The sequence below is a fragment of the Methylorubrum suomiense genome (genome assembly GCF_022179765.1).
GTDB lineage: Bacteria > Pseudomonadota > Alphaproteobacteria > Rhizobiales > Beijerinckiaceae > Methylobacterium > Methylobacterium suomiense.
In genome coordinates this window covers 50,883-66,326 of record NZ_BPRE01000011.1, presented here as the reverse complement: position 1 = coordinate 66,326, position 15,444 = coordinate 50,883, and the positions used below count along the sequence as shown (strand labels likewise).

General features: G+C 70.2%; 14 protein-coding genes. 10 read left to right on the top strand and 4 right to left on the bottom strand.

All coding sequences use genetic code 11. From position 1 onward, the window contains the following. Positions 1 to 195: 195 nt before the first annotated feature. The 5 genes from MFF26_RS17485 (at position 196) to MFF26_RS17465 (ending at position 3,264) form a co-directional block, all read left to right on the top strand. The gene (locus tag MFF26_RS17485; protein ID WP_137827131.1) at positions 196 to 429 is read left to right on the top strand and encodes a putative signal transducing protein; all 234 of its coding nucleotides are present in this window, start codon (positions 196 to 198) and stop codon (positions 427 to 429) included. Beyond that, positions 413 to 1,171 (top strand): tRNA1(Val) (adenine(37)-N6)-methyltransferase, encoded by a 759-nt coding sequence (locus tag MFF26_RS17480; protein ID WP_137827130.1) that lies wholly within the window; start codon positions 413 to 415, stop codon positions 1,169 to 1,171. The genes MFF26_RS17485 and MFF26_RS17480 overlap by 17 nt, the downstream gene beginning before the upstream one ends. A 108-nt stretch (positions 1,172 to 1,279) precedes the next feature. After that, complete coding sequence (locus tag MFF26_RS17475) at positions 1,280 to 2,140, top strand: S49 family peptidase (protein WP_137827129.1); 861 nt, start codon at positions 1,280 to 1,282, stop codon at positions 2,138 to 2,140. 88 nt (positions 2,141 to 2,228) lie between these two features. Further along, positions 2,229 to 2,693 carry a nuclear transport factor 2 family protein gene (locus tag MFF26_RS17470; RefSeq protein WP_137827128.1) on the top strand — a complete coding sequence of 155 codons (465 nt, stop codon included), beginning with the start codon at positions 2,229 to 2,231 and terminating at the stop codon, positions 2,691 to 2,693. A gap of 1 nt (position 2,694) precedes the next feature. Further along, on the top strand, positions 2,695 to 3,264 hold the full coding sequence (locus MFF26_RS17465) for a TetR/AcrR family transcriptional regulator (RefSeq protein WP_137827127.1): 570 nt from the start codon (positions 2,695 to 2,697) through the stop codon (positions 3,262 to 3,264). 6 nt (positions 3,265 to 3,270) lie between these two features. Here MFF26_RS17465 and MFF26_RS17460 read toward each other — a convergent pair whose 3' ends face one another. Next, positions 3,271 to 3,510 carry a hypothetical protein gene (locus MFF26_RS17460; protein ID WP_137827126.1) on the bottom strand — a complete coding sequence of 80 codons (240 nt, stop codon included), beginning with the start codon at positions 3,508 to 3,510 and terminating at the stop codon, positions 3,271 to 3,273. 293 nt (positions 3,511 to 3,803) lie between these two features. Here MFF26_RS17460 and MFF26_RS17455 point away from each other — a divergent pair, with 293 nt between their 5' ends. From MFF26_RS17455 to MFF26_RS17435, 5 genes are all read left to right on the top strand, one after another. After that, complete coding sequence (locus tag MFF26_RS17455) at positions 3,804 to 4,736, top strand: glycine--tRNA ligase subunit alpha (protein ID WP_137827125.1); 933 nt, start codon at positions 3,804 to 3,806, stop codon at positions 4,734 to 4,736. Between the two features lie 92 nt (positions 4,737 to 4,828). Then, positions 4,829 to 6,712, top strand: coding sequence for a PhoX family protein (locus MFF26_RS17450; protein WP_238308261.1), 1,884 nt, complete (start codon positions 4,829 to 4,831; stop codon positions 6,710 to 6,712). A gap of 42 nt (positions 6,713 to 6,754) precedes the next feature. Continuing rightward, the gene (glyS, locus tag MFF26_RS17445) at positions 6,755 to 8,845 is read left to right on the top strand and encodes a glycine--tRNA ligase subunit beta (RefSeq protein ID WP_137827123.1); all 2,091 of its coding nucleotides are present in this window, start codon (positions 6,755 to 6,757) and stop codon (positions 8,843 to 8,845) included. A gap of 326 nt (positions 8,846 to 9,171) precedes the next feature. Next, complete coding sequence (locus MFF26_RS17440) at positions 9,172 to 10,296, top strand: helix-turn-helix transcriptional regulator (protein ID WP_137827122.1); 1,125 nt, start codon at positions 9,172 to 9,174, stop codon at positions 10,294 to 10,296. Between the two features lie 398 nt (positions 10,297 to 10,694). Next, positions 10,695 to 12,038: a septal ring lytic transglycosylase RlpA family protein gene (locus MFF26_RS17435; RefSeq protein WP_137827121.1), complete on the top strand. Its 1,344-nt coding sequence runs from the start codon at positions 10,695 to 10,697 to the stop codon at positions 12,036 to 12,038. Positions 12,039 to 12,203: 165 nt separating this feature from the next. Here MFF26_RS17435 and MFF26_RS17430 read toward each other — a convergent pair whose 3' ends face one another. From MFF26_RS17430 to MFF26_RS17420, 3 genes are all read right to left on the bottom strand, one after another. After that, a complete protein-coding gene (locus MFF26_RS17430) occupies positions 12,204 to 12,461 on the bottom strand; it encodes a hypothetical protein (RefSeq protein WP_238308260.1) in 258 nt (85 codons plus the stop codon). Between the two features lie 120 nt (positions 12,462 to 12,581). Next, positions 12,582 to 13,586: a beta-N-acetylhexosaminidase gene (gene nagZ, locus MFF26_RS17425; RefSeq protein WP_137827120.1), complete on the bottom strand. Its 1,005-nt coding sequence runs from the start codon at positions 13,584 to 13,586 to the stop codon at positions 12,582 to 12,584. 370 nt (positions 13,587 to 13,956) lie between these two features. Next, a complete protein-coding gene (locus MFF26_RS17420; RefSeq protein WP_137827119.1) occupies positions 13,957 to 15,429 on the bottom strand; it encodes an SPOR domain-containing protein in 1,473 nt (490 codons plus the stop codon). Positions 15,430 to 15,444 lie beyond the last annotated feature (15 nt).

The following is a 15,444-nucleotide window of genomic DNA, read 5'->3' as shown; positions in this document are numbered from 1 at the left end:
GCGCCCGCATCGCAACACGCGCCCGCGACGCACGGCCCCGCGCCGCGACTCCCCCCGAGCCTTGATGGTCACCGGTCGCGCGGATCGCACGCCGCCGGATCAGCCGATGGGTCGGCACCCGGGCCAGCCTGCCCTTTTGCGCGCAATGCTGTAGGGAGGAACCGAACCGATAGGCCGGGAGGCAGGTGCGGCGCCGTGACGGAACTCATCCGCAGCAATGACATCGTCCTGATCGGATTCGCCCGCTCCCTGCTGGAGGGCGCGCAAATCCCGCTGCTCGTCGCCGACGAGCATATGAGCCTGTTGCAGGGCTCGATCGGCGCCTTCGGGCGGCGCCTGCTGGTGCCGGACGACCATGCGGCGCAGGCCCGCCGCATCCTGACCGATGCCGGCCTCGCCTCCGAACTGCGCGATGACGGACGCGGCTGATCCCGACCTGTTTTTCGGCGGCGCGCTGCGCCTGCGCCAGCCGCCCCACGGGGCCCACCGTGCCGGCACGGACGCGATTCTGCTCGCCCGGTTGATGACGCCGGAACCGGGCGCCGTCGTCTACGATCTCGGTGCCGCGACCGGGGCTGTCGGCCTCACCGTGGCTCATCTCTCGCCGGGGAGCCGCGTGGTGCTGGTCGAGCGCGACCCCACCCTCGCGGCGCTCGCACAGGACAATATCGCCACCAACGACCTTGAGGAGCGGGTCTCCGTCATCGCGGCGGACTTGCTGGCTCCCGGCAGTGCGCGCCATGCCGCGGGGCTCCTGCCCGGCAGCGCCGATCTCGTGCTGACGAACCCACCCTTCTTCGAGGGCAGGGGCCACCGATCGTCGCCCGATGCCGGTCGCGCCGCCGCGCACGCCTTCCCGGAAGCGGGCGGGCTCGACGCCTGGATGCGATCCTGCGCCGACCTCGTCCGGCCGGCCGGCCGGATCGGGCTGATCCACCGGGCCGACGCCCTGCCGGCCTGTCTGACCGTGCTCGAAGGACGTTTCGGTGAATGCGCGGTGCGGCCGGTTCACGCCCGGGCGGACCGGCCGGCGATTCGCGTCCTGATCTCGGGACGGAAGGGCAGCCGAGGCCCGTTCCGCCTGCTTCCTCCGCTGGTGCTTCAGGATGCGCAGGGGCGTTTCACGCCGGAGGTACAGGCGCTGCACGGACGGGCGGCAATGGGCCAATAAGCAAAGCGGCTGTGCTCCATTGGATCGCAAACCGGCATCCTGATAACGAGACGGTCCTTCCAGGCCGCGGCGCTCCACGCCGCCGCCGAGACGCTGTCGAGCCCTTCCATGCCGCTTCGCCTGCCCGACCGGTTGCGCTTCCTCCTGCCGCGTCGTTTCCGCAAGGAAACGCCGCGGGTCGCGGTGGTGCGCCTGAGCGGGGTGATCGGCGCCGTCTCGCCGATCCGGCCGGGCCTCTCCATCGGTACCGTGGCCCCGAGCCTCGAGCGGGCCTTCGCCATGCCGCGCCTGTCGGCGGTGGCGCTCGTCGTCAACTCGCCGGGCGGGTCGCCGGTGCAGTCGCATCTCATCTACAAGCGCATCCGGGCGCTTGCCGAGGAGAAGAACCTCAAGGTCTTCGCCTTCGTCGAGGATGCCGCCGCGTCGGGCGGCTACATGATCGCCTGCGCCGCCGACGAGATCGTGGCCGATCCGGCTTCGATCGTCGGCTCCATCGGCGTCGTCTCGGCGGGCTTCGGCTTCGACCGCCTGATCGAGCGCATCGGCATCGAGCGCCGCGTCCACACGCAGGGCGAGGCAAAGGCGATGCTCGACCCGTTCCGCCCCGAGAATCCGGACGATGTCGCCCGCCTGAAGGATCTGCAGGCCGACGTCCAGGACCTGTTCACGACGCTGGTACGCGGCCGCCGGCCGAAGCTGGATGCGGATCGAAACCTGTTCACCGGCGCGGTCTGGACCGGGCGGCAGGCCGTGAGCCTCGGCCTCGCCGATTCGGTCGGCGATCTGCGCGGGACGCTGCGGGAGCGCTACGGCGAGAAGGTCGAGCTGCATCTGGTCCCGGAGACCCGTGGCTCGCTTCTGGCTCGGCTGTTGCGTCGCTCGACGCCGGGTCAGACCGCGGCCTCGTTCTCCGAAGGTGCCCTCGCGGCGATCGAGGAGCGTGCCGCCTGGGCACGGCTCGGCCTGTAGCGCGGCGCCGTCACACGGCTCGCTTGCACGATCGCAGCATGTTCTGTACCGATCGGTCCAGTCTTGACCGAACGGTACGGAGACCGTCATGTCGCGCCCGCCGCTTCCGCCCTTCACCGCCGAGACCGCCGCGCAAAAGGCGCGCATGGCCGAGGATGCCTGGAACAGCCGCGACCCGCAGAAGGTTGCCGGGGCCTACACCCCCGACAGCGTGTGGCGGAACCGCGCCGAATTTGTCCGCGGTCGCGAGGAGATCGCCGCCTTCCTCACGCGCAAATGGGCGCGTGAGCTCGACTATCGCCTGATCAAGGAGGTGTGGGCGCACCAGGGCAACCGGATCGCCGTGCGCTTCGCCTATGAGTGGCGCGACGACAGCGGACAATGGTTCCGCTCCTACGGCAATGAGAATTGGGAGTTCGACGAGGCCGGGTTGATGGCCCGCCGCGTCGCCTCGATCAACGATCTGCCGATCGCCGAAGCCGACCGAAAGTACCACTGGCCCCTCGGCCGCCGGCCGGACGATCACCCTTCCCTGAGCGATCTCGAGCTCTGAGTTGGCCCGCGCCATCGCCGCGCGGGCCGACCTCCTGCCCGCGCTCGCGGAGACCTTTCGGGAGCACGGATACGAGGGCGCGAGCCTGTCGCGGATCTCGCAGGCGACGGGGCTGGGGAAGGGCAGCCTCTATCACTTCTTCCCTGGGGGAAAGGCCGAGATGGTCGAGGCCGTGCTGGCTGAGATCGAGGCCTGGTTCGCCACCCACGTCTTCGAGCCCCTGCGGGAGGCGGGCGACCCGGAAGCGGCGATTGAAGCCATGTTCGAGACTGTGACCGACTATTTCCGGTCCGGTCGGCGCGTCTGCCTCGTCGGCGCACTGAGCCTGAGTGATGCCCGTGATCGCTTCGCGGAGGACTTACGGCGCTATTTCGCCCTCTGGGTGGAGGCTTTGGCCGGAGCGCTCTCCCGCGCCGGGCATCCAGAGGGCACCGCGACGGCACGCGCCGAGGATATCGTCGGCAGCATCCAGGGGGCGGTCGTACTGGCCCGCGCCCTCGACCGACCGGAGACCTACGATCGCATCATGCTGAGTCTGCGGGCGCGGGGTCGGCTGTCCCCGTCGCCCTGATCGGCCTTAGCGGCACTGGGCCGGGGCGGCGCCGTATCCGGAATAGACGACGCGGACCTTGCGGGTGCAGGTTTCGGCGACGGCAGGCGCGGCGACGGGGGCAATCTCCACCGGCGTCACCGCCACCTTCGTCTCGACGGTCTCGGTGCCGTCCGAAGTCGCGCGAGCGGACGCGCCCATCACGATCGGCGTGGCCGCCAGCGAGGTGGCGACGAGGGCGGCGAAAACAGTCAATCCCTTGCGCATGATCTTCCGGGCCGTTGTGAGCGCTTGCTCGGGGGCAAAGCGTGGCTGTTGTTTCGCGGTATTAACTTGACGACAACCTTTGCCGTTCCCGGTCTCGACGCTCCGGGGAAGAAAATATGTGCCGGGCCACACGCGCGGCCGCCATTCCGGCGTAAGGACGCCCCGCGCGGCGGGTCTTTGCAGGAAGGGGCACCGGCGCTTGCGGCGACGAGCCCGCCAAGCCACCCTTCGCTTGACACCCCGCCCCCCGCTCTTAAACGAACCGCACCCCTTTCCCGCCATCGGACCTTGAGATGCCGAGCGACGCCGATCTCTCGCCCACACGCTCGTTCCAGGGCCTGATCCTGACGCTGCAGCGCTTCTGGGCGGCGCAGGGCTGCGTGATCCTCCAGCCCTACGACATGGAGGTCGGCGCCGGCACGTTCCATCCGGCGACCACGCTCCGCGCGCTCGGCCCGAAGCCCTGGAAGGCGGCCTATGTCCAGCCCTCGCGTCGGCCGAAGGATGGGCGCTACGGCGAGAACCCGAACCGGCTTCAACATTACTATCAGTTCCAGGTCATCCTGAAGCCGAACCCGGCCAATCTTCAGGAACTCTACCTCGCCTCGCTCGACGCCATCGGCGTCGATCTCAAGCTTCACGACATCCGCTTCGTCGAGGACGATTGGGAGAGCCCGACGTTGGGCGCCTGGGGCCTCGGTTGGGAATGCTGGTGCGACGGGATGGAGGTGAGCCAGTTCACCTATTTCCAGCAGGTCGCGGGCTTCGAATGCGCGCCGGTCGCGGGTGAGCTGACCTACGGTCTCGAGCGCCTCGCCATGTATGTCCAGGGCGTCGAGAACGTCTACGACCTGAACTTCAACGGGGGCGAGGGCGCGGACAAGGTCACCTACGGCGACGTCTTCCTGCAGGCGGAGCAGGAATATTCGCGCCACAATTTCGAGGCGGCCGATACCGCGATGCTGTTCCGCCAGTTCACCGATGCGGAGAAGGCCTGTCGCCTCTACCTCGATGCGGGCGCGCCGACCGAGGCGTCCGGCCGCCACCGCATGGCTCAGCCGGCCTACGACCAGTGCATCAAGGCGAGCCACGTCTTCAACCTGCTCGATGCCCGCGGCGTCATTTCGGTGACCGAGCGCCAGAGCTACATCCTCCGGGTGCGCGAGCTGGCGAAGGCCTGCGGCGCGGCCTGGCTCAAGACCGAGAGCGGCGGCGCGCCGGCGTGACCCTTCGGCGCGGGCGCGCGCCTCGTCATCGAAGCGACATCCGACGGGGATAGGCGGCGGGGCTTCGATCGACGCCCCGCGATGAGCCCGCGATGTCCGACCTGCCCGCTGCCCCCAGCCTCGACGCGGTGATCGTCCGCCGCTCCTCCCGACGCGATCTGATGCGCGGCGCGGGAGCCGCGGCCCTCGTGGGCGGCCTCGGCCCGGTGCCGGCCGCCTCCGCAGAGCCGTCCGCCTTCGATTTTCCCGAACTCGCCGCGGGAATCGACGAGCATCTCCACGTGGCCGAGGGCTACGAGGCGCAGGTTCTGCTGCGTTGGGGCGACCCGCTCTATGCCGATCTCGCGGCTTTCGACCCCACCGCGCAGAGCCCGGAGGGGCAGGAGAAACGCTTCGGCTACAACAACGACTTCGTCGGCTTCATCCCCCTCGACGGCGACGCGAACCGCGGTCTGCTCGTGGTCAACCACGAGTACACCAATGCCGAGTTGATGTTCGCCTGCCTCGGCGCCACCGACCGCAAGGGGGTGATCGCGGCGCTCTCCGCCGAGCAGGTCGCGATCGAGATGGCGGCGCATGGCGGCTCGGTGGTGGAAATCCGGCATCGGGACGGAGGCTGGGCCCCGGTGATCGGCTCGGCCTTCACCCGCCGCATCACCGCGCGCACGCCGATGGCGATCACCGGCCCCGCCGCCGGCCATCCCCGCCTCGCCACGGCGGCCGATCCGGAGGGGCGGCGGGTCGAGGGCATGATCAACAACTGCTCCGGTGGCGTGACGCCCTGGGGCACGTGGCTTTCCGGGGAAGAGAACATCCACTACTATTTCCAGGGTCGCCTGCCGGAGGGCCACGCGGAAGCCGGCAACGCCAAGACGATGGGTCTGGGGACCCCGCAATACGGTTGGGGCCGCTTCCATGAGCGGTTCGACCTGTCGAAGACGCCCAACGAGCCGAACCGCTTCGGCTGGGTGGTGGAGATCGACCCGTTCGATCCGGCCTCGACGCCGAGGAAGCGCACGGCGCTCGGGCGTTTCAAGCACGAGGGGGCGGCGGGCGCGACGGCGGGTGATGGGCGCTACGTCGTCTATCTCGGTGACGACGAGCGCTTCCAGCACGTCTACCGCTTCGTCAGCGCGGGGCGCGTTGCGGCGACGCGGGCGGAAAATGCCGATCTCCTCGATTCCGGTACCCTCAGCGTCGCCCGCTTCGAGGCCGACGGCACCGGCCGTTGGCTCGCCCTGACGCACGGCACGGGCGGGCTCGACGCCGCCAACGGATTTGCGAGCCAAGCCGACGTGCTGATCGAGACCCGCCGCGCGGCGAAGCTCCTGGGGGGCACCCCGATGGACCGGCCGGAGGATATCGAGGCCAACCCGAAGACCGGCCGCGTCTACGTGATGCTGACCAACAACACGAAGCGCACGCCCGAGCAGATCGATGCGGCCAATCCCCGTCCCCTCAACGCCTTCGGCCACGTGATCGAACTGAGTCCCGAAGGTGGCGATCATAGCGCGGAAACGTTCCGCTGGGAGGTGCTGGTCCGCTGCGGCGAGCCGGCCAAGCCCGAGGTGAAGGCGAGTTTCTCGGCGCTGACCACCGCCGATGGCTGGTTCGGCATGCCCGACAATTGCGCCTTCGACGGCAGCGGCCGCCTCTGGATCGCCACCGACGGCAACAACCGCCGCGCCACCGGACGCGCCGACGGCATCTGGGCGATGGAGACCGAGGGCCCGCGCCGGGGCACCTCACGCCATTTCCTTCAGGTTCCGGTGGGCGCCGAGATGTGCGGCCCGTGCTTCGCCCCGGACGATCGCACCTTCTTCGTCGCGGTCCAGCATCCCGGCGAGCCCGACGAGGAAGGCGGCCTCGGCTCCTACGAGAAGCCCTCGACCCGCTGGCCGGATTTCTCTCCCGATATGCCGCCCCGGCCCTCGGTGGTGGCGGTGACCCGCAAGGGGGGCGGGCGGATCGGGTAAACGATCTCGACGCGGCCGGAGCGGGCCGCTATTCCCGCGCGCATGCCTGACCTTCTCCTCGAACTCCTCTCCGAAGAAATCCCCGCGCGCATGCAGCGGCGTGCGGCCGAGGATCTGAAGAAGCTCGTCACCGACGCGCTGGTGGAGCGCGGCTTCCTCTACGAGGGCGCCAAGGCCTTCGCGACGCCGCGACGCCTCGCGCTGCACGTCGCCGGGCTGCCGGTCAGGGGCGAAGCGGTGCGGGAGGAGCGGCGCGGTCCCCGCGTCGGTGCCCCCGAGGCCGCCGTGCAGGGCTTCCTGAAGGGCGCGGGTCTGACGAGCCTCGACCAGGCGCAGACCATCACCGACCCGAAGAAGGGCGAATTCTATCTCGCGGTGATCGAGCGGCCCGGCCGCGAGACGCTCGATGTCCTGGCCGAGATTTTGCCGGGCATCATCAAGGGCTTTCCCTGGCCGAAATCGATGCGCTGGGGCGCGGCCTCGGCGCAGCCCGGCTCCTTGCGCTGGGTGCGCCCGCTCCAATCAATCGTCGCCACCTTCGGCCCCGAGACCGAGAATCCCGAGATCGTGCCGTTCTCGGTCGACGGGATCGCGGCCGGGACCACGACCCGGGGCCACCGCTTCCTGGCGCCGGAGCCGTTCGAGGTGCGCCGCTTCGACGATTATGCCCAGGCGCTGGAACGCGCGCAGGTTATCCTCGATGCGGACCGGCGCAAGGACATGATCCTGCACGACGCCCGCGACCTCGCCTTCGCCAGCGGCCTCGATCTGGTCGAGGACGAGGGCTTGCTGGAGGAGGTCGCCGGCCTCGTCGAGAAGCCGGTCGTGCTGATGGGCTCGTTCGACGAGCGCTTCCTCGAGATCCCCGCCGAGGCCATCCGGGCGACCATCCGCGCCAACCAGAAATGCTTCGTGCTCCGGAAATCCGGCACGGAGGCGTTGGCCCCAGCCTTCCTGCTGGTCTCGAATCTCGTCGCCACCGATGGCGGCGCCGCGATCACGGCGGGCAACGAGCGTGTGGTCCGCGCCCGGCTCTCGGACGCGAGGTTCTTCTGGGAGACCGACAAGGCCACGAAGCTGGAGGCGCGCCTCCCGAAGCTCGACAGCATCGTCTTTCATGAAAAGCTCGGCACGCAGGGCGAGCGCGTCGGCCGAATCGCGGCCCTTGCCCGGGACATCGCGCCGCTGGTCGGCGCCGATCCGGCGCTCGCCGAGCGTGCGGCCCGGCTCGCCAAGGCCGACCTCGTCACCGAGATGGTCGGCGAGTTCCCGGAATTGCAGGGCCTGATGGGCCGCAAATACGCGGCGCTCCAGGGTGAGCCCGAGAGCGTCGCCGCGGCGATCGAGGAGCATTACAAGCCGGTCGGTCCCTCCGACCGCGTGCCGACCGATCCGGTCTCCATCGCGGTGGCGCTGGCCGACAAGCTCGACACGCTGGTCGGCTTCTGGTCGATCGACGAGAAGCCGACGGGCAGCAAGGACCCGTTCGCGCTCCGGCGGGCGGCCCTAGGGGTGATCCGCGCGGTGATCGAGCGGTCGCTTCGGCTGTCGCTGGTCGCGCTCATGGCGCCTCGCTTCGCAGCGAGCGGCGCCGAGCGCAGTGCCGATCTCCTCGCCTTCTTCGCCGACCGCCTCAAGGTCTATCTCCGCGACCAGGGCGCCCGGCACGACCTGATCGACGCCGTGTTCGCCCTGCCGGGCCAGGACGATCTTCTGCTCGTCGTCCGCCGGGTCGAGGCTTTGGGCGCGTTCCTCGGAACCGACGACGGCCGGAACCTGCTTGCCGGCTACAAGCGCGCGGCCAATATCCTGCGCATCGAGGAGAAGAAGGACGGGCGCGCCTACGACGCGGCCCCCGATGCCGCCCGTGCGACGGCCGGGCAGGCGGAGGAACGGGCGCTGGCGGAGGCCCTCGAAGCTGCCCGCCAGGAAGCGTCCGCGGCGGTGGCGGCCGAGGATTTTGCCCGGGCGATGCGGGCGCTGTCGCGGCTGCGCGCGCCGGTCGATGCCTTCTTCGAGACCGTCACGGTCAACGCGGACGATCCGGCGTTGCGTGAGAACCGCCTGCGCCTGCTCAACGCCCTGCGTGCGGCGACCCGCGAAGTGGCGGATTTCTCGCGGATCGAGGGCTGAGCGCGGAACCGACCCTCCACCGGGCGGGCCTCTCACCCTGGGCTTCGGCGCTCCGCCACGAAGGCGGCGCGCACCGGATCCCCAAAGCTTTCATCGCACAGCGTTTGTTACAATGACATCGAGCTTGCGTTGGGACGGGCCGTCGAGGCGAGCTCTCGGCACCCACGCCTGAGGGATGTCGGGAGTATTCCCCGGTCATCGCCGCAGCCGCCCTCGCATCCGAACACTGATCAACGCTTTTCATCCACCGCTCGGTTAATCCTCGTAACTGACATCACGGACGATCCGTGCAATCCCATGCGGATTGCATTGAGAATTGCCGAGCGATGCCGCGTTTCGACCCTTCCACCCTGATCGATGCGTGCTACGCCGCCGCCCTCGATCCGGAGCGATGGCCCGAGACGCTCGATGCGATCGCCGACGCCGTCGGGGCTCGGGGCGGGTTGATCGTCTCCCACGATCCGCAGCGCACGCCCGTGACGCTCCACTCGGAAAGGCTCAACGCGGTCGACCACGACTATCGGATCGGCGGCTGGTGGCAGTTCGACACGCGCATCGCCCGCGTGACGGCGCTCGGTCTCGCCCCCGGGACGATCGTCTGTGACGCGATGTATTTTTCCACCGACGAGAAGAGCCGCGACCCCTTCATCCAGGATCTCTTCGGCCGCCACGGTCTCGACGATCTCGCCGCCTGCCTCGACGCCGACCCCATCGACGGCACCGGTTTGTCTTTCAGCGCCCCGCGCGACGCCGCCCGCGGCCCCTTCGAGCGCCACGAACTCGAACGGCTGCAGTGGCTCGGCCCGCATGCCACGCGGGCGTTCAAGCTCACGATGATCCTCGGGGCGGCGCAGCGTGAAGCGGGTCATCTCGCCGCCGCTCTGGATCGGATGCGGGCCGGGATCGTCTGCCTCGACGGGCAGGGTCAGGTTCGGAGCGTCAACCCGGCAGCGGAAAGCCTCGTTTCGGGCTATCTCGTCCTGCGCCCCGGCCGCGAGCCCGAGGCGGCGGAGCCGGCCGACCGTGCACGGTTCGGCCGTTTCCTGGCCGAGCATTTGCCCGGCCCCGCCCAGGCGCACAACGCCTCGATCCTGCTCCGGCGCAAGGGCGGCGGCCGCCCGCTCTTCGTCGAGGGCCTGCCGCTCCACGGGTCCGAAGCCTATCGAGCGCTGACGCGGAGTCGCGAGGGCGGCGTGATCCTTCTGGTGCGCGATCTGCTGGCGCCCGCCGCCCGCGCGATCGAACCGCTCTTGGAGCCCCTCGGTCTGACGGCGGCGGAGGCGCGGGTCGCCACCCTGATCGGCCGGGGCTCGACGCCGCGGGCGGCTGCGGCGACCCTTGCGATCGGTGAAAGCACGGTCCGCACGCATCTGAAGGCGATCTACGCCAAGCTCGACATTCACCGGCAGAGCGAGCTCGCCGTTCTGGTCACCCGGCTGAGCAGCGTGTGAGCGCTCGCCCCGCTCGACCACCTCCCGGCTTCGTCGATCGGAAACGGTGATCCCGGTCCGGCGAGGGGTATGAGGCCCGACGGGTAAGGCTCCGGCCTGGGAGCATCCTTGGCCGGTCGTGCACAGCCCCGGCGCGAAGGGTTCGATCAGAACGTGTGGGGATCGAGCACGGATCGGCTTTCGCGATGCGGGACAGAGACTTGCATCCGTCTACGGGCGCTGTTCGGTCCTTCGCGGCATCGTTCCGCCCCTTTCGTTCAGCCTTCCTTTACCGCGTCTGGACGATCCTTTGGGGACGGTCGGAGCGTGGTGTCCGACCCAGTGAGCGTGATCCCGACGACCCCGCTTCCCGCGGCCGGAGGGAGCCCTGTGGCGTAGGCGGGAAGCGGGCGGGCAGCATGGCGGGTGTCAGGACGGTCGGATTTGATCCGGCGCAGCGTTCCCTGCCGGTCGCGCGTCTGCTGGCGGCCTGCGCGGTGGCTTTGCTCACCGCCAATTGCGCCAACAAGCCCCCGCAATTCGGCGGCGGGGTTTCGTCTTCCGGCAGCGAGATCGACCCGAAATACGGCGTGCGGGCGAGCAAGCGCGTCTACAACGAGGGCGACGTGATTCCGAAGGGCGGCGGGCGCCGCTTCTCGGGCAAACCCTACGTCGTGGCGGGCAAAACCTATGTGCCGCGCGAGGATGCCCGCGGCTATGTCCGCGAGGGTCTGGCCTCGTGGTATGGCAGCGCCTTCCACGGTCGCGTGACCGCCAACGGCGAAGTGTTCGACCGCCATTCCATCGCCGCCGCCCACCCGACCCTGCCGCTGCCGAGCTATGTCCGGGTGACCAATCTCGACAACGGCTACTCGATGATGCTGCGCGTCAACGACCGCGGGCCCTATCATGCCGGCCGCGTCATGGACGTCTCGGAGGAAGCCGCCCGCGCCCTCGAATTCCATCGACGGGGCACTGCGCGGGTGCGCATCGAATATGCCGGCAAGGCTTCCATCGCCGGCAGCGACGATCGCAAGCTGCTCGCCACCCTGCGCACCGACGGCAGCCCGGCCTCGATCGGCCGCGCCCCGGTGATGATGGCCGATCTCGGCCCCTCCGAGCCGGAGCAGGCCGCGCCCGAGCGGTTCGAGCGTCCCGCCCGCGCGCTCGCCTTCAAGCCGGCGGAGGAGCGCGACGACGCTCCCGAGGCGGCCCCGGCCCCGCGTCCGACCCGGGCCGCGCCGATCATGCTGGCGAGCACGGCGAGCGTCGCGGTGCCGGCTGCGGTGCAGCCGACCGCCGCCCGCGCTGCGCCGTTCCGGCCGTCCGTCGCAACCGCTCCCTCGGTCGCCACCGCGTCCCGCGTGGCGGATCGGTCCCATCCATCCCGCGAGCCGCACCGGGCTGTCGCCGAAGCCCGGAGTGCGGCCCCCGCCGGCCATCGCGACGCGCCCCTGCGCTTGGCACCGCCGCCGTTGCGCCTGGCCGCCGCCTCGCCGAAGGCCGCTCCGATGCAGGCAGTCGCGCCGGCGCGCACCGCGACCGTCCCGGCCATTGCCGTGAAGACGGCCGGGCGCCCCGCCGCACCGGAGCCGTCGGCGCGGATGGCGGCGATGCCGTCCTCCTCCAAACTCGCCATCGCCCGCTTGGCCGCGGTCTCCGCGACCTCGGCGAAATCCGGGCCCGCCGCGACGCCCGACAAGGGCCCGGCCAAGGCACCCGCGAAAACCTCTTCACGCTCCAAGGTGGCCGGCGTCTACTGAGACGGAGCGGCCGCGGTCACGGCGCTGCCCACAGGCCAGCATCGGGCAGCTTCTCTCCGCCTCGCAGGCGGCGGGACCAGCGAGGCGTGCCACCCTTCACGGTGATCACGCCTCGACGGATTGATGGAGTTCGGAAGGGAACGGCGCGGTCTAGGCCGGGGTCACTTAACGGCTCTGCCGAGATTCGATCAGCGTGCAGACGAAATCGGCGAAGGTCTGCACATGACGGCGCGGATCGCGTTCGACACCGTGCAGAACGGCTTCGAGCGCCACCACGCGCTCGCTCGGCTTGCGATAGGCGCGCTCCAACTCGTCCAGGGCCAGGCCGAGACGATCGACGAGAGCATCCTCCGCCATCGCGGAGAGATGATGGACCTTACCGAGGCAGCGGTTCACGGGCGTCATGACGCGGTGGTAGGCCATCCGCCGATGGAGTCGAGCCGGATCGGCCGGCTTTCCCCGTATACCCCAGTGCCTATCACGCACCGCTTGACGGTGAATGGTGCGACCCCGACGCGGGACGCGCGACCGTCTATCGATGGGTCAGGCGACCTGCAACGCCGCCTCGAAACGGGCGCGGGCTTCGGCGACATCGAAACGATCGGTCTCGGCCAAGCGAGCAAGTGCGGCCTGGGCGCGACGGGCCGGGATACCGGTGAGATGCGGCGTCGCTTCGACCACGCCCCGCATCTCGTCCATGCTGCCATTGCAGTGGAGCACCACGTCGATTCCGGCGGCGAAGGCCGCCTCGGCCCGATCGCGGAACCCGCCCCGCAGGGCGTGCATCGACAGGTCGTCGGTCATCAGCAGGCCGTCGAAGCCGATTTCCCCACGGATGATCTCCCGGATCACCGTCGGCGAGAGGGTGGCGGGCCGCTCCGGGTCGATCGCGGTGAAGACCACATGCGCGCTCATGGCGAGCGGGAGATCGGCCAGCGCCCGGAAGGGGCGGAAATCGCTCGCCGACAGGCTCTGCCGGTCGGCGGCGACGACCGGCAGATCGAGATGGCTGTCGCAGGTCGCCCGCCCGTGGCCGGGCATGTGCTTGATCACCGGCAGCACGCCCCCTGCCAGCAGACCTTCCGCGACCGCGCGGCCGGTGGCGATCACGGTTCCCGGATCCGTCCCGAAAGCCCGGTCGCCGACGATGTCGTCGGAGCCGGCGACCGGCACGTCGAGCATCGGTGCGCAATCGACATTGATTCCGACCTCGGCGAGATCCTGCGCCATCAGACGGGCCCCGAGGCGGGCGAGATCGGTGCCGAGGGCGCCGACCCGGCGACCGGCCGGATATTTCGGCCAATGCGGCGGCCCCATGCGCTGCACCCGTCCGCCCTCCTGATCGATCAGGATCGGCGCATCCGCCCGGCCCACGGTCTCGCGAAGGGAAGCGGTGAGGGCGCGCACGGCGTCCGGCGTGCCGATATTGCGCTTGAACAGGATGAAACCCCAGGGCCGCACGTCGCGGAAGAAGGCGGTCTCCTCCGGGGTCAGGGTGGTGCCGGAGCAGCCGAGGATGACGGCGCGGGCATCGGAAGCGGAGGTCATGGGCCGGCGTCCTGAAAGGCAATGGGTTCGCGGCAAGAGCAGCGGGATGCGATCATTCTATGAGCTGGAAACGACGAATGCCGGCCCCTGCGCCGACGTCCTTGTCGAAGAGACGGGCGCCGGTCCGCGAGGCATGGCCGGTGAGCGGCGACGATCGGGACCAGCCGCGTCGGCGCCTCGCGCACCGCTCCCGTCGCCTTTCCCTTCGGATTGCCGAAGGAGCGGCCCCGAACGGACTGGAAACCAGACGCGAGAGGCCGAGACTCTTCCGGCGAAGCAGGCGATCCCGGGCGGGGCAACCGAAACGGGGTTCGGTCGCGTCCCTACCGGCCTCGGCCGCTGAGGCCGCGGCGCATCAGTCCTCGAACACTCAGTTCTTGGCCACGAAGCACTGACCGCCCGCACCCTGCAGCTCGGTGCAGAGGCTGGAAGCCTCGTTCTTGGCCAGCGGCCCGACGCGGACGCGGTAGATCGTCTTGCCGTTGACCTCAGCCTGACGGATCAGTTCGGGCTTGCCGGAGAGCTGGCTGTACTTGGCCTGCATCTGCTTGAGTGCGGCGCGGGCCTCGCTCTCGCTGCCGCGCACGCCGAGCTGGACCGAGAAGCCGCCGACGCTGGCCTGGGCCGCCGCGGGGGCCGGGTCGGCCGGAATGGCCGCGGTGCTGGACGTGCTGGCGGTGCTCTCCGGAGCGACCGAGGCCACGCGCTGGGGCGCCTTGCGGGGCGCCACCGGTGCCGGCTCTGGCTCGGAGGGCGTGGTGGCATCGGCCATCGGCATCGGCGTGGCGCTGGCCACCGCGCGCGTGGTCCGGCGCGGCGTCGCGGCGGGCGTCGAGCCGCCCGCAGTGTCGGGCAGCGTCATGGTGGGGATCGGCGAAGCCGGCGCGGCCTCAGCCTGCGCGGCCGGAGCCTGCTGCGGTGCCGGGGGCGGGGTGTCGGGCTTGACCGCGACGGTGCGCACCCGGCGCGGCTCGCCGAGGGAATCGGTCAGCAGGCCGCCCTGACCCGGGGTCGCGCCGTTCTGCCCCGCTGCGTTCTGGCCGGGAGCGCCGTCGTTGCGTGATGCGGCGCTCCGGGCCGCCTGATTCACGTCGAGGGGCTGCTCCTCGCGATTGACGATCTTGATCTGCCCATCCTTGGCGTTGCGATCGTAGATCTGCTTGTTCTGGTCGGGAATCTCGACGCCGTCGGTCGCCGTCGGCTGCACCTTGAGCGGCGTCTTGTCGGCGAGCACCGTGATCGGCCCGGAACTGCCGCCATGGGAACCGCGCCAGGCGAGGGCCCCGCCCACACAGACCGCCAGCACCGCGAGGCCGGCACCGACCTGAATCATCCGGCCGCGCTGGCGCGGACGCTCGACGGGACCGGCGCGATACCCTTCCTCGGCTTCGGCGAACACCGCCTGATCCGGGTTCTGAGCGCCGGCGTAGAGGCTGTGCTCGACCGAGGCGAGGTACTGATCGAAGGCGTCGGCAGGGTTGGTGGCGGGCTGGCCAGCAGCCGGCACCGCGGAGTCGGGCGAGGATGGTGTGGCGGAGGTCATGGCGCGTCGTCCCTGGGCAGTCGGATCGTCCTGCGCCGGGGAGGGCGCGTCGAGGAAGGTCGGCTCGACCCGGCCCGGCCGGGCCTCGGCGCCGGAACCGGCGGCGCTCTTCTCCCGCGCCTCCAGGAGCGCCCGAAATGGATCGTCCTGCCCGACGATGCGGGCGAGCTCGGCCAGCGGATCGGCCTTGGCGGCGGCCGGAGCCGACGCCTTGGCCGCCGGATTCTCACCCGCGCTCTGACGCAGCTCGCGCTCGAAGGCATCGAAATCGACCGTCGCGCGCGATGCGTGTCCCGTCATGGCCTCTTCCTCATC

Excerpts from the sequence above, each read along its gene's own strand:
- MFF26_RS17480 (WP_137827130.1), top strand. The coding sequence starts at position 413 with ATGACGGACGCGGCTGATCCCGACCTGTTTTTCGGCGGCGCGCTGCGC.
- MFF26_RS17475 (WP_137827129.1), top strand. The coding sequence starts at position 1,280 with ATGCCGCTTCGCCTGCCCGACCGGTTGCGCTTCCTCCTGCCGCGTCGT.
- MFF26_RS17470 (WP_137827128.1), top strand. The coding sequence starts at position 2,229 with ATGTCGCGCCCGCCGCTTCCGCCCTTCACCGCCGAGACCGCCGCGCAA.
- MFF26_RS17460 (WP_137827126.1), bottom strand. The coding sequence starts at position 3,510 with ATGCGCAAGGGATTGACTGTTTTCGCCGCCCTCGTCGCCACCTCGCTG.
- MFF26_RS17455 (WP_137827125.1), top strand. The coding sequence starts at position 3,804 with ATGCCGAGCGACGCCGATCTCTCGCCCACACGCTCGTTCCAGGGCCTG.
- MFF26_RS17450 (WP_238308261.1), top strand. The coding sequence starts at position 4,829 with ATGTCCGACCTGCCCGCTGCCCCCAGCCTCGACGCGGTGATCGTCCGC.
- glyS (WP_137827123.1), top strand. The coding sequence starts at position 6,755 with ATGCCTGACCTTCTCCTCGAACTCCTCTCCGAAGAAATCCCCGCGCGC.
- MFF26_RS17440 (WP_137827122.1), top strand. The coding sequence starts at position 9,172 with ATGCCGCGTTTCGACCCTTCCACCCTGATCGATGCGTGCTACGCCGCC.
- MFF26_RS17435 (WP_137827121.1), top strand. The coding sequence starts at position 10,695 with ATGGCGGGTGTCAGGACGGTCGGATTTGATCCGGCGCAGCGTTCCCTG.
- MFF26_RS17430 (WP_238308260.1), bottom strand. The coding sequence starts at position 12,461 with ATGGCCTACCACCGCGTCATGACGCCCGTGAACCGCTGCCTCGGTAAG.
- nagZ (WP_137827120.1), bottom strand. The coding sequence starts at position 13,586 with ATGACCTCCGCTTCCGATGCCCGCGCCGTCATCCTCGGCTGCTCCGGC.
- MFF26_RS17420 (WP_137827119.1), bottom strand. The coding sequence starts at position 15,429 with ATGACGGGACACGCATCGCGCGCGACGGTCGATTTCGATGCCTTCGAG.